This window comes from Pseudomonas sp. NPDC087804, assembly GCF_044742965.1.
Taxonomy (GTDB): domain Bacteria; phylum Pseudomonadota; class Gammaproteobacteria; order Pseudomonadales; family Pseudomonadaceae; genus Aquipseudomonas; species Aquipseudomonas rustica.
Genome location: NZ_JBIUVN010000022.1, coordinates 52,653 through 68,847, shown reverse-complemented (window position 1 = coordinate 68,847; position 16,195 = coordinate 52,653). Strand labels below are relative to the sequence as shown.

Genomic DNA, 16,195 nt, shown 5'->3' with positions numbered 1-16,195 from the left:
GACCCCACCTTGACAGACGCGCCAATGACGCCTCCGGCGGAAAAGTGCTTATAATGCCCAGCGATTTTTTCCGCTTTTTACTGCCTGCGCGGGCGTTCTGTGTGTAGCCGGAACCCCGTCGCCAAATTCATTCTTTGCCCTGGATGTCCAAACGCCTTGATTCGTCTGCTGAAATTTTTCGGTTGGTCCATCGTCGCCGTTTTCTGCGGACTGCTTTTAGGTCTCAGCGGCGCCTATCTTTACCTTAGTCCGGGTTTGCCTTCTGTGGAGGCCCTGAGAAGCATTCAGTTGCAGATTCCATTGCGGGTCTACAGCAGCGATAACAAGTTGATCGCAGAATTTGGCGAAATGCGCCGGACTCCGATCCGTTTCGCCGACATTCCGCCCAATTTCATTAATGCGTTACTAAGTGCTGAAGACGACAACTTCGCCAATCACTACGGCGTCGATCCGAGCAGCCTGATGCGCGCCGCGACGCAATTGGTCAAAAGCGGCCACATTCAGTCCGGCGGCAGCACCATCACCATGCAGGTGGCGAAGAACTTCTTCCTGACCAGCGAACGCAGCTTCTCGCGCAAAACCACTGAAATCCTCCTGGCCCTGCAGATCGAGCGACAGCTGACCAAGGACGAAATCCTTGAGCTGTACGTGAACAAGATCTATCTGGGTAACCGCGCCTACGGCATCGAGGCGGCGGCGCAGGTGTATTACGGCAAGTCGATCCGCGACATCAGCCTGGCGCAGATGGCGATGATCGCCGGCCTGCCGAAAGCCCCGTCGCGCTTCAATCCGCTGGCCAACCCGACGCGCAGTAAAGAACGCCGCGACTGGATCCTCGGGCGCATGTACAAGCTCGGCAAGATCACCGAAGCGGATTACACCGCTGCGATCAACGAACCGCTGAACGCCAGTTATCACGTGCCGACCCCGGAAGTGAACGCACCGTACATCGCCGAAATGGCCCGTGCCGAAATGGTCGGCCGTTATGGCAGCGACGCCTATACCGAAGGTTTCCGCGTCACTACCACGGTACCGAGCAATCTGCAGGAAATGGCCAACACTGCGCTGCACGAAGGTTTGATGACCTACGACCAGCGTCACGGCTACCGTGGCCCCGAGTCGCGCCTGCCGGGCAAGACCCGCGAAGCCTGGGCCAGCGAGCTGACCAAACAACGCACCATCAGCAGCCTCGAACCGGCGATCGTCACGCAAGTCGACAAGAACGGCCTGCAAGTGCTGACCCGCACCGGTGAAGAACACGTGGCCTGGGACACCATGAAATGGGCGCGCCCGTTCCTCAATACCAACAGCATGGGCCCGAATCCGCGTCAGCCGTCGGATGTTGCGCAGGTTGGCGATCTGGTTCGTGTGCAGCGTCAGAAAGACAATTCGCTGAAATTCAGCCAGATCCCGCAGGCGCAAGGCGCGCTGGTCTCGCTGGACCCGCAGAACGGCGCAATCCGTTCGCTGGTCGGTGGTTTCGCTTTCGAGCAGAGCAACTACAACCGCGCCATGCAGGCCAAGCGTCAGCCGGGTTCGAGCTTCAAGCCATTCGTTTATAGCGCCGCGCTGGACAGCGGCTACACCGCCGCGACGCTGGTCAACGACGCGCCGATCGTGTTTGTCGACGAGTACCTGGACAAGGTCTGGCGTCCGAAGAACGACACCAATACCTTCCTCGGCCCGATCCGCTTGCGTGAAGGTTTGTACAAATCGCGCAACCTGGTGTCGATCCGTTTGCTGCAAGCGATGGGCGTGAGCAAGACCATCGACTACATCAGCCGCTTCGGCTTCAACAAACAGGATCTGCCGCCGAACCTTTCGCTGGCACTGGGTACCGCAACGCTGACGCCAATGGAGATCGCGACCGGCTGGAGCACGTTCGCCAACGGTGGCTACAAGATCACGCCATATGTGATCGACAAGATCGAAAGCCGTAACGGCGACACGCTGTTCGTCGCCAACCCGCCGACCGTGCCGCAGGGCGCTGCGGCAACGGACGGCATTGCCGCGCCGCACACTGACGCGATCACGGTCAACGCTACGCCGGGTGAAGCACCGGGCACTGCGGCGGCACCGCAAACGCCTGCCGTCGCCGAGCGCATCGTTGATGGCCGCACCACTTACATCCTCAACAGCATGTTGCAGGACGTGATCAAGCTCGGCACCGGTCGTCGCGCACTGGCCATGGGCCGCAGCGACATCGCCGGCAAAACCGGTACCACCAACGAATCGAAGGATGCCTGGTTCTCCGGTTACAACGCCGATTACGTGACCACGGTCTGGACCGGTTTCGACCAACCGGAAAGCCTTGGTCGTCGCGAGTTCGGTGGCACGGTGGCGCTGCCAATCTGGATGAATTACATGTCGGCGGCGCTGAAGGACAAGCCACCGCACGTGCAGCCTGAGCCGGAAGGTTTGTTGAGCCTGCGTGTGGATCCGGTGAGTGGCCGTGCGGCGACGCCGAGCACGCCGGGGGCGTACTTCGAGCTGTTCAAGGCTGAGGATACCCCGCCATCGGTGAATGAGCTGGGTAACGGCGCTGTACCAGGCAGCCCGCTGCCGGCGGATGAACAGGCGCCGATCGACTTGTTCTGATCCAGCGGCATTGAAAAGCCCCGCCTTCGGTTGAAGTGCGGGGCTTTTTATTGCCTGAAGATCAAGAGCCCCTCACCCTAGCCCTCTCCCAGAGGGAGAGGGGACTGATTGGGGAATGCTGGTGAGTGATGCCCACCTGAACGTGCTGTGTTGAATCCATAGGCGCTAACTCACTTTCAGGTCGGTGTATCTCGTGAGTCTTCCACGGTCAGTCCCCTCTCCCTCCGGGAGAGGGCTAGGGTGAGGGAGCCCTTGATCTCCAGACAATAAAAAGCCCCGACTCTCACGAGCCAGGGCTTTTGGTTGAAGCGTTACAACGGCTTAGCCGTTGAACACGTCATCCACGCTTTTCAGCGGGTAGTTCTTCGGATACGGCAGGGTCGCCACACCAGTCTCGATAGCAGCCTTGGCCACAGCGTCGGAGATCAGGGTGATCAGGCGCTTGTCCATTGGCTTCGGAATGATGTACTCACGACCGAATTCCAGCGGAGCACCGCCGTAGGCATCGCACACGTCCTGTGGAACAGGCAGTTTGGCCAGTTCACGCAGGGCGTTGGCGGCAGCCACTTTCATTTCTTCGTTGATGCGCTTGGCGCGAACGTCCAGGGCACCACGGAAGATGAACGGGAAGCCCAGTACGTTGTTGACCTGGTTCGGGTAGTCCGAACGGCCGGTGGCCATGATCACGTCGTTACGGGTGGCGTGTGCCAGTTCCGGGGAGATTTCCGGATCCGGGTTCGAGCACGCGAACACGATCGGGTTGGCCGCCATCGACAGCAGGCCTTCAGGGCTCAGCAGGTTCGGGCCGGACAGACCGACGAACACGTCAGCGCCTTGCAGAGCGTCAGCCAGGCTGCGCTTCTCGGTGGCGTGAGCGAATACCGCTTTGTACTGGTTCAGGTCGTCACGGCCGGAGTGGATCACGCCGGTACGGTCAACCATGAAGATGTTTTCGATGCGAGCGCCCATGCTCACCAGCAACTTCATGCAGGAGATGGCGGCAGCGCCGGCGCCCAGGCAAACGATCTTGGCATCAGCCAGGGTTTTGCCTGCGATTTCCAGGGCGTTGATCATGCCGGCAGCGGTCACGATCGCGGTACCGTGCTGGTCATCGTGGAATACCGGAATGTCGCACTGCTCGATCAGAGCACGTTCGATCTCAAAGCACTCTGGTGCCTTGATGTCTTCCAGGTTGATGCCACCGAAAGTGATGGAGATGCGTTTTACGGTGTCGATGAAGGCTTGCGGGCTTTCGGAGTCGACTTCGATGTCGAAAACGTCGATGCCGGCGAAGCGCTTGAACAGTACGCCTTTACCTTCCATCACTGGCTTGGACGCCAATGGGCCGAGGTTACCCAGGCCGAGAATCGCGGTGCCATCGGAAATGACTGCAACCAGGTTGCCCTTGCCGGTGTATTTGTAGGCCAGTTCAGGATCGCGAGCGATCTCACGCACTGGTTCAGCTACGCCGGGGCTGTAGGCGAGCGACAAGTCGCGAGCGGTAGCAGTGGCCTTGGTGAGCTCGACACTCAGCTTCCCTGGACGAGGATTGGCATGATATTCGAGAGCGGCAGTTTTCAGATGAGTCATTTTGGCATTCCGCTTTTTACTGTTGGACAGACTGGTCAGCGAGGATACGCGCCTCGCAAAGTCCCCACAAGACTGAGCGGTCACCCCTGTCAAGCGCCCTGCCCTAAGACTTTGGGCCAAGAGCCACGGCGCACAAGGGCTGGACTGTTCACAATCGACAGAAAAAATGTCTACAATTTTATTTCAGCGAGCGCTTTGCAACATTGCAGGATCTGTCAGCGGAAGTAGCCAACGTGGCTGATCTTGTTTCAAGCCGCCGCGCCGTGATCGATCGACAATCCAGCCGCGCACCTCGATCTGCCTGCCCTTCAACGCCTGCAATCGGGCATTGTCGAATTGTCCGACCAGATTGGGTGCAACGCGCAATACAAGCGCACCCTGCAACTCGATCCAGGTTCCGCCACGATTGCGCTGAACCTTGCTCACACGGCCACTGACCACGGCGAAACCGGAACGCTGGATCTGCGCCGCTTTCAGCACCGGCGACTGCCGCCAGAGACCCCGGCCAGCCTGTCGCGCAGTGCGCTCGGCGGCTTGCTGACACGTAACCAAATCGATATTCGGCGCGACCGCGACCTGAAAGCCGAGGCCATCGGCGAGCATCTGCGCTTCAAGATTGGCGCCGCTGGCGCTGTAGAGGTGCGCGAGCGTGCGGCCGTAGTGATCTTTCGTCTGCTTGCCGAGGCGCAAACCGAGCTGTCCATTGCTGTCGGCCACTAATGATTCCAGACGTTTGCGCGCCGCCACCGCGAACGGCTCGTCACTGCGGCCCTGCTTGCCCAGCTCAGATGTGTTGAGGCCGATCATCCGCACACTGCGCCCGTCGCTCAGGCGCACGGTGTCGCCATCGACCACGCGTTGCACCGTGACGCGGCTCAGCCCTACGGGCGTGGGGCAGAACGCCTGCGCGGCGGACAGCCAAATCGCAGACACAAAAAAGGCGCCCACAAGGGACGCCTTTTTCAGCAATGAGGAAAAGCCCATCGGGCCTTTCAACTTTACTCTGCAGCAGCAGGCTTCTTGCCGAAAGCACCGAAACGGTCTGCGAAGCGCTGAACGCGGCCGCCAGTGTCCAGAGTCTTTTGCTTACCGGTGTAGAACGGGTGGCATTCGTTGCAAACGTCGATCGCCAGAGGCTTGGCCAGGTTCGAACGAGTTTCGAACTTGTTGCCACAGCTGCAGGTAACTGCGGTGACTTCGTATGTTGGATGAATATCAGCTTTCATGATGTCTTCCTCAGGCTGCGTGCCGCCATCCAACACTATTGTTGAATACCGCACGTAATTAGGCCGCGGATTCTACCAGACCTTTTAAATCACGCAAGCTGTCACCGAGACCGACCGTCTGCTAGGCTCCCGACCCTGTGGGAGCGAGCCTGCTCGCGAAGACGATCCATCAGCCAGCATTTTTGTCGCCTGACACTCCGCCCTCGCGAGCAGGCTCGCTCCCACAGGTTATGCAGCCAGTCCTTTAATCGTCTGTTGATAGAGATCCCCCCGCGTGCCCGACGCCATTCTGCGCCTCGCTTTGCCTTCGCCCCTGCGCCGCCTGTTCGATTATCGAGCGCCGGCCGGCGTGCTGCGCGAGCAATTGCAGCCGGGCATGCGTTTGCGCGTGCCGTTCGGTCGACGCGAAATGATCGGCATTCTGGTCGAAGTCACCGACACCAGCGAAGTGCCGGTGGAGAAACTCAAACCGGCGCTGGCCCTGCTCGACACGACGCCGCCACTGCCGCCAGCGCTGTTCAAGCTATGCCTGTGGACGTCGCAGTATTATCAGCACAGCCTCGGCGACACCTTGAGCTGGGCGCTGCCGGTGCTGTTGCGTCAGGGCGAACTGGCCGAGGCGCGTCAGGAACGTTTCTGGTCAGCCGCCCCCGGTGCCAGCCTTGATGATCCGCGTATCGCCCGCGCGCCTCGTCAGCGTGAAGCGCTCGCCACATTGGCCCAGCACCCGCACGGCGTCGCCCATCAGTTGCTGAGCAAACTGATGCTGAGCAAAGACAGCCTCGACCTGCTGCTGGCCAAAGGTCTGGTGCAAGTCGAGATCCGCCGTCACGCACCGGGCTTGCGCCATGAACATTGGCTGGCGCAACCGGAGCTGCCGCTGAACAGCGAGCAACGCGCCGCGTACGAAGCGATTCGCGCCGGTTTCGACAGTTATCACGCCTTCCTGCTGGCCGGCGTCACCGGCAGCGGCAAGACCGAAGTCTATTTGCAGTTGATCCGCGAAACCCTCGAAGCCGGCAAGCAGGCACTGGTGCTGATCCCGGAGATCAACCTCGGCCCGCAGACCCTCGCGCGTTTCGAGCAACGTTTCAACGCGCGCATCGCCCTGTTGCACTCGGCGGTCAATGATCGCGAGCGCCTCGAAGCCTGGCTCGCCGCCCGTGATGGCGAGGCCGACATTATTATCGGCACCCGTTCGGCGCTGTTCACGCCGATGAAAAATCCCGGCCTGATCATCATCGACGAGGAGCACGACGGTTCTTATAAACAGCAGGAAGGTTTGCGCTACCACGCCCGCGATCTGGCGCTGGTGCGTGCGCGGCAGGAAAACATCCCGATCGTGCTCGGCTCCGCCACGCCTTCGCTGGAAAGTCTGCACAACGCCTACACCGGACGTTACGGCCTCCTACGCCTGAATGAGCGTGCCGGTGGCGCCAAGCAGCCACGTTTCCTACGCCTGGATGTAAAAAGCCGTCCACTCGACAGCGGGATTTCCGGGCCGATGCAACAAGCCATCGGCCAGACCCTCGCCAACGGCCAGCAGGTGCTGGTGTTCCTCAACCGTCGCGGGTTTGCCCCAACATTGCTGTGCCACGATTGCGGCTGGATGTCCGAGTGTTCGCGTTGCGATGCGCGGATGACCGTGCATCAGCGTTATGGCGAGTTGCGCTGCCACCATTGCGGCTACGTCGAGCGCACGCCGCGCCAGTGCCCCAAGTGCAACAAGGTCGACTTGCGTCCGGTGGGCGCCGGCACCGAGCGCGCCGAGGAACGGCTGGCGATTCTGTTTCCCGACTATCCGGTGCTGCGCGTCGACCGCGACAGCACCTCGCGCAAGGACGCGATGAATCAGCTGTTCGCGACGATTCAGAAGGGCCAGCCTTGCATTCTGGTCGGCACACAGATGCTCGCCAAGGGTCACCACTTTCCACGGGTGACGCTGGTGTCGATTCTGGATGCCGACGGCGGGCTGTTCTCCGGCGACTTCCGCGCCAGCGAGCGCATGGCGCAGTTGATTGTGCAGGTGGCCGGGCGCGCGGGCCGGGCAGAGGAGCCGGGCAAGGTGATTATTCAAACGCATCTGGCCGACCATCCTTTATTGGTGCAACTCACCGAGCAGGGTTACTTCGCCTTTGCCGAACAGGCTTTGAGCGAACGGCGTGCGGCCGGGCTGCCGCCGTTTGCGCATTTGGCACTGTTGCGCGCTGAGGCGCACAAGCCGGGGCAGGCGGAAGGGTTTCTCGATGAGGCGTGCAGCGAGGCGGAGCGCTTGCTGGCGGAGCAGAATCTGAGCGGGATTGAACTGCTCGGGCCGGTGCCGGCGCCGATGGAGCGACGGGCCGGGCGTTATCGTGCGCAGCTGTTGTTGCAGGCGAACGCGCGGGCGCCGCTGCATCGGTTGCTGACCAGTTGGCTGTTGGCGCTGGAGCAGATGCCGAGCGGGCGGGCGGTGCGTTGGTCCTTGGATGTCGATCCTGTCGATTTGTATTGAAGATCTAAAGATCGCAGCCTTCGGCAGCTCCTACAGGAAAACCCAGATCCCCGTGTAGGAGCTGCCGCAGGCTGCGATCTTTTGCTTTTAATGTCACCACATATCCACATCCTGCCTGCTAAGGTTGGCAAGCCCGTCTTCGCAACGGATAATGCCCAGTTTTTCCACCCGCGCATCGATGCGCCGCCGCGCTTGCGGTCGAAAGAGAAGACCATGAAAGACACCATTCGCCAGCTGATCCAACAAGCCCTCACCCAACTCGTCAACGAAGGTGTGTTGCCTGAAGGCCTGTCGCCGGCGATTCAGGTGGAGAACGCCCGTGACAAGACCCACGGCGATTTCGCCAGCAACATCGCGATGATGCTGGCCAAGCCTGCGGGCATGAAGCCGCGCGATCTGGCGGAAAAAATCATCGCCGCGCTGCCGGCTGACGAGAACGTCACCAAAGCCGAAATCGCTGGCCCGGGCTTCATCAACTTCTTCCAGAACACCCAGGCTTTGGCCTCGCGCCTCGACGCCGCGCTGGCCGATGCCCACGTTGGCGTGCGCAAGGCCGGCCCGGCGCAGCGCACCGTGGTCGACCTGTCGGCACCGAATCTGGCCAAAGAGATGCACGTCGGCCACTTGCGTTCGACCATCATTGGCGACGGCGTGGCCCGCGTCCTCGAATTCCTCGGCGATGAAGTGATCCGTCAGAACCACGTCGGCGACTGGGGCACCCAGTTCGGCATGCTGATGGCGTATCTGCAGGAAAACCCGATCACCAGCGACGAGCTGTCGGATCTGGAAAACTTCTACCGCGCCGCCAAACAACGTTTCGATGAATCCGAAGAATTCGCCGACCGCGCCCGTGGCCTGGTGGTCAAGCTGCAGGCCGGCGATGCTGATTGCCTGGCGCTGTGGACGAAGTTCAAGGACATCTCGCTGTCGCACTGCCAGAAGATCTACGAACTGCTCAACGTCAAACTGACCATGGCCGACGTGATGGGCGAAAGCGCCTACAACGACGACCTGATCAACGTGGTCAACGACTTGAAAGCCGCTGGCATGCTGGTCGAGAGCAACGGCGCCCAGTGCGTGTTCCTCGACGAATTCAAAAATGCCGATGGCGACCCGCTGCCGGTGATCATCGTCAAGGCTGACGGCGGTTACCTGTACGCCACCACTGACCTGGCGGCCGTGCGCTATCGCAGCGGCAAACTGAAAGCCGATCGCGCGCTGTACTTCGTCGATCAGCGTCAGGCCCTGCACTTCCAGCAAGTGTTCGCCGTGGCGCGCAAGGCCGGTTTTGTGACCCATCCGATGGAGATGGAACACATGGGCTTCGGCACCATGAACGGCGCCGATGGCCGTCCGTTCAAGACCCGTGACGGCGGCACCGTGAAGCTGATCGACCTCCTGACCGAAGCGCAGGAACGTGCCTACAACCTGGTTAAAGAGAAGAACCCGACACTGGCCGAAGACGAACTGCGCAACATCGCCAAAGTCGTCGGCATCGGCGCGGTGAAATACGCCGACTTGTCGAAGCACCGCACCAGCGACTACAGCTTCAACTTCGACCTGATGCTGAACTTCGAAGGCAACACCGCGCCATACCTGCTTTACGCTTACACCCGCGTCGCCGGTGTGTTCCGCAAGCTAGGCAAGGACTTCAGCGAAGTCGACGGCCAGATCGTTCTCGAAGCCGAGCACGAACTCGAGCTGGCGGCGAAACTGGCGCAGTTCGGCGAAGTGCTGAACAACGTGTCCGACAAAGGCACGCCGCACATTCTCTGCACTTATCTGTATGACGTTGCCGGTCTGTTCTCCAGCTTCTACGAGAACTGCCCGATCCTCGCCGCCGAAACGCCGGCCCAGATGCAGAGCCGTCTGCGTCTGGCCGCGCTGACCGGTCGCACCCTCAAGCAAGGCCTGGAGCTGTTGGGTCTGGAAACTCTGGAGCGTATGTAAGTTGGCTGCCAAGAAAAAACCTGCACCCAAGCGTGGCGCCAGCCGTTACCAAGCTCCTGCGAAGCAACCGATTCCGGGTTGGCTGTGGATGGCCATCGGCCTGACGGTCGGCGCGTTCATCGTGTTTCTGATGAAGCTGGAGCCGGGCAAGGGCAGCGACACGGTCAAGCGTGAGAAAGTCGAGCAAGCGCAACAGCAGAAAGCGTCGAAGATCGCCGAGGCCAACAAGACCCCGCCGAGCCCGACCCAGCCTGTGAAACCGAAGTACGACTTCTACACCCTGCTGCCGGAATCGGAAGTGATCGTGCCGCCCGACGCCGTGCCGGAGAAAACCCTGCCGACGCCACAAGTGCCGACCACTCCGGTGACCCCGGCGGAAGCGGCGAAAATCGACACTGCGCGTGCTCAGGCGGCGCTGGCCGGGATCACCCCGCCACCGGCACCACCGGTGAAAGCGGCGCCCGTGACCAAGTTCTTCCTCCAGGCCGGTTCGTTCCGCAAAGAGGCGGACGCGGACAAAGTGCGTGCGCAGATCATCCTGCTCGGCCAGGCGGTCGCGGTTGAATCGGGCACGGTGAAAGATGAAACCTGGTACCGCGTGCTAGTCGGCCCGTTCAGCAACCGCGAACAACTGACCACAGCGCAGAAACAACTGGCGGGCAGCGGTTTTAGCAATCTGTTGTTACAACAACGCCAGAGCCGCTGACCCTCCGTAGAAAACCGCTCCCACAGGCGAGGCAAACCTCCTGTAGGAGCTGCCGCAGGCTGCGATCTTTTGATTTTGCTTTCAGATCAGGATCAAAAGATCGCAGTCTTCGGCAGCTCCTACAGTTGGTCACCGCTCGTCCCTTCTCCGGCACTAAGGTTGAAATCCTCTCCAGCACCCCCATATGAATGGGCATAAGGCACTTTCGCCCCGCTGTGTGGAGACTCTTCCCTTGACCACCATCGTTTCAGTCCGCCGTCACGGCAAAGTCGTCATGGGCGGCGACGGCCAGGTTTCTCTCGGCAATACCGTGATGAAAGGCAACGCGAAAAAAGTTCGTCGCCTGTACCACGGCCAGGTCATCGCCGGTTTTGCCGGTGCCACCGCCGACGCCTTTACCCTCTTCGAACGTTTCGAAGGCCAGCTTGAAAAACATCAGGGCCACCTGGTGCGCGCCGCGGTCGAACTCGCCAAAGAATGGCGCACCGACCGCTCCCTGAGCCGCCTCGAAGCGATGCTCGCGGTTGCCAACAAAGACGCTTCCCTGATCATCACCGGCAACGGTGACGTGGTCGAACCCGAAGACGGCCTGATCGCCATGGGTTCCGGCGGCGGCTACGCGCAGGCTGCGGCCAGCGCCCTGCTGAAAAAGACCGACCTGTCGGCTCGCGAAATCGTCGAAACCGCCCTCGGTATCGCCGGCGACATCTGTGTATTCACCAACCACACTCAGACCATTGAGGAGCAGGATCTCGCTGAATAAGCCTGACGCGGCCCTGTGCCACGGCTTGTTTTTGCTTGAGGACCGTCAACTACTATGTCCATGACTCCCCGCGAAATCGTCCACGAACTCAACCGCCACATCATCGGCCAGGACGATGCCAAGCGCGCCGTCGCGATTGCCCTGCGCAACCGCTGGCGCCGCATGCAGCTGCCTGAAGAGCTGCGCGTTGAAGTGACCCCGAAGAACATCCTGATGATCGGCCCGACCGGTGTCGGTAAAACCGAGATCGCCCGTCGTCTGGCGAAACTCGCCAACGCGCCGTTCATCAAAGTCGAAGCGACCAAGTTCACCGAAGTCGGCTACGTCGGCCGTGACGTCGAATCGATCATCCGTGATCTGGCCGACGCGGCGCTCAAGTTGCTCCGCGAGCAGGAAATGACCCGCGTTCGCCACCGCGCCGAAGACGCTGCCGAGGATCGTATCCTCGACGCGCTGCTGCCGCCGGCACGCATGGGCTTCAGCAATGAAGAAGCGCCAAGTTCCGATTCCAACACCCGTCAGCTGTTCCGCAAGCGCCTGCGCGAAGGTCAGCTGGATGACAAGGAGATCGAAATCGAAGTCGCCGAAGTGGCCGGCGTCGATATCTCCGCGCCACCGGGCATGGAAGAAATGACCAACCAGTTGCAGTCGTTGTTCGCCAACATGGGCAAGGGCAAGAAGAAGTCGCGCAAGCTCAAGGTCAAAGAAGCGCTGAAGCTGGTGCGTGACGAAGAAGCCGGGCGTCTGGTCAACGAGGAAGAGCTGAAAGCCAAAGCGCTGGAAGCGGTTGAACAACACGGCATCGTGTTCATCGACGAAATCGACAAAGTCGCCAAGCGTGGCAATGTCGGCGGCGCCGATGTCTCCCGTGAAGGCGTACAGCGCGACTTGCTGCCGCTGATCGAAGGCTGCACCGTCAACACCAAACTGGGCATGGTCAAAACCGACCACATCCTGTTCATCGCGTCCGGTGCGTTCCACCTGAGCAAGCCGAGCGATCTGGTGCCTGAGCTGCAAGGTCGTCTGCCGATCCGCGTTGAACTGAAAGCGCTGAGCCCGTCGGACTTCGAACGCATCCTCAGCGAACCTCACGCTTCGCTCACCGAGCAATACTGCGCGCTGCTGAAAACCGAAGGCCTGAACATCCAGTTCCAGCCGGAAGGCATCAAGCGCATCGCCGAGATCGCCTGGCAGGTCAACGAGAAAACCGAGAACATCGGTGCCCGTCGCCTGCACACCCTGCTTGAGCGTCTGCTCGAAGAGGTGTCGTTCAGCGCCGGCGATATGGCCAGCACCCACGATGAGAAGCCGATTCTGATCGACGCCGAATACGTCAACAGCCACCTCGGCGAATTGGCGGAGAACGAAGACCTGTCCCGTTATATCCTGTAGGTCACCTTCCCTGTAGGAGCTGCCGCAGGCTGCGATCTTTTGATTTTGATTTTTAACAGACAAGATCAAAAGATCGCAGCCTTCGGCAGCTCCTACAGGGTGCTCCCCTAGTCGGATGACCTGCAATGACTACTATCCCTACCGACATCAAACTGCACAAAGCCTCGAAAACCCTGACGCTCAAATACGCGTCCGGCGAGGAATACACCCTGCCCGCCGAATTTCTGCGCGTGCATTCTCCCTCCGCCGAGGTTCAAGGCCACGGCAATCCGATTTTGCAATTCGGCAAGATTCACGTCGGTCTGAGCAAAGTAGAACCGGCCGGTCAGTACGCACTGAAACTGACCTTCGACGACGGTCACGACAGTGGTCTGTTCACCTGGGAATACCTCTACGAGCTGGGGCGACGATTTGACGCACTCTGGGCCGATTATCTCGCCGAGCTCAAAGCTGCCGGAAAAACCCGCGATCCCGACGAGTCGATCGTCAAGCTGATGCTCTAGTCCGAGCCTCGCGCTCTTTAGAGGGCATTTTCTAACTTCATCTGTTTGAATGCTCCGCTGTGAGGCCGAGGATCGGCCCGCTTGCGAAAAAAATTAAACTCGGGTAACCAATGGAGCTGGCAAGTTCCCTGCAGTGCACTACGACTGTAAAACAGCTATGCAGAATTAACGGTCACCCGAGCAGTAGTACCTGGCATTGGCTGTGGAACTGCACAGCAGAAAACCGGGTACTCGTCTCAGGACAATGGAGCGTCGTAGATGAGTAACAAGAATAACGATGACTTGAAGTACCAAGCCTCGGAAAACACCTTGGGGCTTAATCCTGTCGTTGGGCTACGTGGAAAGGATCTGCTCGCCTCTGCTCGTATGGTGCTGAAACAGGCCATCAAACAACCGATCCATAGCGTCAAGCACGTCACCCATTTCGGCCTTGAGCTGAAGAACGTGTTGTTCGGCAAATCCGAACTGCAACCGGCCGGCGATGACCGTCGCTTCGCCGATCCTGCGTGGAGCCAGAACCCGCTCTACAAACGTTATCTGCAAACCTACCTGGCGTGGCGCAAGGAACTCCACTCCTGGATTGATGACAGCAACCTCTCACCCAAAGACATCGCGCGCGGCCACTTCGTCATCAACCTGATGACCGAAGCCATGGCCCCGACCAACTCGGCGGCCAACCCCGCAGCGGTCAAACGTTTCTTCGAAACCGGTGGCAAGAGCCTGCTCGACGGCCTCTCGCATCTGGCCAAGGATCTGGTACACAACGGCGGCATGCCGAGCCAGGTCAACATGGGCGCATTCGAGGTCGGCAAGAGCCTCGGCGTCACCGAAGGCGCGGTGGTGTTTCGCAACGACGTACTGGAGCTGATCCAGTACAAGCCGATCACCGAGCAAGTCCACGAGCGTCCATTGCTGGTGGTGCCGCCACAGATCAACAAGTTCTACGTTTTCGACCTCAGCCCGGACAAGAGTCTGGCGCGGTTCTGCCTGCGCAATAACGTGCAGACGTTTATCGTCAGCTGGCGCAACCCGACCAAGGCGCAGCGCGAGTGGGGCCTGTCGACGTACATCGATGCACTGAAAGAAGCGGTCGACGTGGTCACCGCGATCACCGGCAGCAAAGACATCAACATGCTCGGCGCCTGCTCCGGCGGGATCACCTGCACCGCCCTGCTCGGCCACTACGCGGCGATCGGCGAGAAGAAGGTCAACTCCCTTACGCTACTGGTGAGCGTGCTCGACACGACGCTGGACAGCGACGTCGCCCTGTTTGTCGACGAGCAGACCCTGGAGACCGCCAAGCGTCATTCGTATCAGGCCGGCGTGCTCGAAGGTAAAGACATGGCCAAGGTCTTTGCGTGGATGCGCCCGAACGATCTGATCTGGAACTACTGGGTCAACAACTACCTGCTCGGCAACGAGCCGCCGGTGTTCGACATCCTGTTCTGGAACAACGACACCACCCGGTTGCCGGCGGCGTTCCACGGCGACCTGATCGAGATGTTCAAAAACAACCCACTGATCCGCCCGAATGCACTGGAAGTGTGCGGTACGCCGATCGACCTCAAGCAGGTCACCGCCGATATCTTCTCGCTGGCCGGCACCAACGACCACATCACACCGTGGAAGTCTTGCTACAAGTCGGCGCAGTTGTTCGGTGGCAAGGTGGAGTTCGTGTTGTCGAGCAGCGGGCATATCCAGAGCATTCTGAACCCGCCGGGTAACCCGAAATCGCGCTACATGACCGGCGAAGAAATGGCCGCGAATGCCGATGACTGGCAAGAGAACTCGACCAAGCACACCGATTCCTGGTGGCTGCACTGGCAGGCCTGGCAGGCCGAGCGCTCGGGCAACCTGAAAAAGGCCCCGCTGAAACTGGGCAACAAGGCACATCCGGCGGGCGAAGCTTCGCCGGGCACATACGTACACGAGCGGTAACTGACACCACCCCTCCCCTGTAGGAGCTGCCGAAGGCTGCGATCTTTTGTTTTTTGATTTTTAAAAAACAAAGATCAAAAGATCGCAGCCTTCGGCAGCTCCTACATGGGGGGTGGTGAATTTAAATCCACAGGGCCTGACGCATGCCGCAACCGTTCATATTCCGTACCGTCGATCTGGATGGCCAGACCCTCCGCACGGCGGTACGCCCCGGCAAGCCTCACTTGACGCCCTTGCTGATTTTCAACGGCATCGGCGCCAACCTGGAGCTGGTGTTTCCGTTTGTCGCGGCGCTGGATCCGGATCTGGAAGTGATCGCCTTCGACGTCCCCGGTGTCGGCGGCTCCTCGACGCCTAATCGGCCGTACCGTTTTCCCGGTCTGGCCAAGCTGACAGCGCGGATGCTCGATTACCTCGACTACGGGCAGGTCAACGTCATCGGCGTGTCGTGGGGCGGTGCGCTCGCGCAGCAATTCGCCTACGACTACCCCGAGCGCTGCAAGAAACTGGTGCTGGCGGCGACAGCTGCCGGTGCGGTGATGGTGCCGGGCAAACCGAAAGTGTTGTGGATGATGGCCAGCCCACGGCGCTACATTCAGCCCTCGCACGTGATTCGCATCGCACCGCTGATCTATGGCGGCTCGTTCCGTCGCGACCCGACCCTGGCCGCCAGCCACGCAGCGAAAGTGCGTTCGGCGGGCAAGCTCGGTTATTACTGGCAACTGTTCGCCGGCCTCGGCTGGACGAGCATTCACTGGTTGCACAAGATCCATCAGCCGACGCTGGTGCTGGCCGGCGACGACGATCCGCTGATCCCGCTGATCAACATGCGCATGCTCGCCTGGCGCATTCCCAACGCGCAGTTGCACATCATCGATGACGGCCATCTGTTCCTGATCACCCGCGCTGAAGCCGTGGCGCCGATCATCATGAAATTCCTCCAGGAGGAGCGTCAGCGCGCCGTGATGCACCCGCACCCGACACCGCTCGGCGGCTAAGGTCAGCGGCAGGCTTTATGCAGGGCTTTACCCGCAA

12 protein-coding genes are annotated in these 16,195 nt (G+C 60.3%); 9 read left to right on the top strand and 3 right to left on the bottom strand.

Annotated features, from left to right (window positions below; all coding sequences use genetic code 11):
- Window positions 1-159 precede the first annotated feature (159 nt).
- Window positions 160-2,598, top strand: a complete 2,439-nt coding sequence (locus ACIOMO_RS21780; protein WP_401243536.1) for a penicillin-binding protein 1A — start codon at window positions 160-162, stop codon at window positions 2,596-2,598.
- 321 nt (window positions 2,599-2,919) lie between these two features.
- On the opposite strand, the gene ACIOMO_RS21775 is transcribed toward ACIOMO_RS21780, so the two are convergent.
- The 3 genes from ACIOMO_RS21775 to rpmE all read right to left on the bottom strand — a co-directional run bounded on the left by ACIOMO_RS21775 (window position 2,920) and on the right by rpmE (window position 5,414).
- The gene (locus tag ACIOMO_RS21775) at window positions 2,920-4,188 is read right to left on the bottom strand and encodes a malic enzyme-like NAD(P)-binding protein (RefSeq protein WP_401243523.1); all 1,269 of its coding nucleotides are present in this window, start codon (window positions 4,186-4,188) and stop codon (window positions 2,920-2,922) included.
- Between the two features lie 183 nt (window positions 4,189-4,371).
- The gene (locus ACIOMO_RS21770; protein ID WP_401243521.1) at window positions 4,372-5,172 is read right to left on the bottom strand and encodes a thermonuclease family protein; all 801 of its coding nucleotides are present in this window, start codon (window positions 5,170-5,172) and stop codon (window positions 4,372-4,374) included.
- 14 nt (window positions 5,173-5,186) lie between these two features.
- Entirely contained in the window at window positions 5,187-5,414 is a 228-nt protein-coding gene (gene rpmE / locus ACIOMO_RS21765) for a 50S ribosomal protein L31 (protein ID WP_053116643.1), read from the bottom strand.
- A 274-nt stretch (window positions 5,415-5,688) separates the two neighbouring features.
- On the opposite strand from rpmE, the gene ACIOMO_RS21760 reads away from it, so the two are divergent.
- The 8 genes from ACIOMO_RS21760 (at window position 5,689) to phaZ (ending at window position 16,158) form a co-directional block, all read left to right on the top strand.
- Window positions 5,689-7,908: a primosomal protein N' gene (locus ACIOMO_RS21760; RefSeq protein WP_401243519.1), complete on the top strand. Its 2,220-nt coding sequence runs from the start codon at window positions 5,689-5,691 to the stop codon at window positions 7,906-7,908.
- Between the two features lie 213 nt (window positions 7,909-8,121).
- Window positions 8,122-9,858 (top strand): arginine--tRNA ligase, encoded by a 1,737-nt coding sequence (gene argS, locus ACIOMO_RS21755; protein WP_053116641.1) that lies wholly within the window; start codon window positions 8,122-8,124, stop codon window positions 9,856-9,858.
- Between the two features lies 1 nt (window position 9,859).
- On the top strand, window positions 9,860-10,564 hold the full coding sequence (locus ACIOMO_RS21750) for an SPOR domain-containing protein (RefSeq protein WP_159811618.1): 705 nt from the start codon (window positions 9,860-9,862) through the stop codon (window positions 10,562-10,564).
- 232 nt (window positions 10,565-10,796) lie between these two features.
- Window positions 10,797-11,327, top strand: a complete 531-nt coding sequence (gene hslV / locus ACIOMO_RS21745; RefSeq protein WP_016984593.1) for an ATP-dependent protease subunit HslV — start codon at window positions 10,797-10,799, stop codon at window positions 11,325-11,327.
- A gap of 54 nt (window positions 11,328-11,381) precedes the next feature.
- The gene (hslU, locus tag ACIOMO_RS21740) at window positions 11,382-12,719 is read left to right on the top strand and encodes an HslU--HslV peptidase ATPase subunit (RefSeq protein WP_053116639.1); all 1,338 of its coding nucleotides are present in this window, start codon (window positions 11,382-11,384) and stop codon (window positions 12,717-12,719) included.
- Between the two features lie 125 nt (window positions 12,720-12,844).
- Complete coding sequence (locus tag ACIOMO_RS21735) at window positions 12,845-13,222, top strand: gamma-butyrobetaine hydroxylase-like domain-containing protein (protein ID WP_053116638.1); 378 nt, start codon at window positions 12,845-12,847, stop codon at window positions 13,220-13,222.
- Window positions 13,223-13,480: 258 nt separating this feature from the next.
- Window positions 13,481-15,160, top strand: coding sequence for a class II poly(R)-hydroxyalkanoic acid synthase (gene phaC / locus ACIOMO_RS21730; protein ID WP_159811616.1), 1,680 nt, complete (start codon window positions 13,481-13,483; stop codon window positions 15,158-15,160).
- Window positions 15,161-15,303: 143 nt separating this feature from the next.
- Window positions 15,304-16,158, top strand: a complete 855-nt coding sequence (phaZ, locus tag ACIOMO_RS21725; protein WP_007909378.1) for a poly(3-hydroxyalkanoate) depolymerase — start codon at window positions 15,304-15,306, stop codon at window positions 16,156-16,158.
- Window positions 16,159-16,195: the final 37 nt, after the last annotated feature.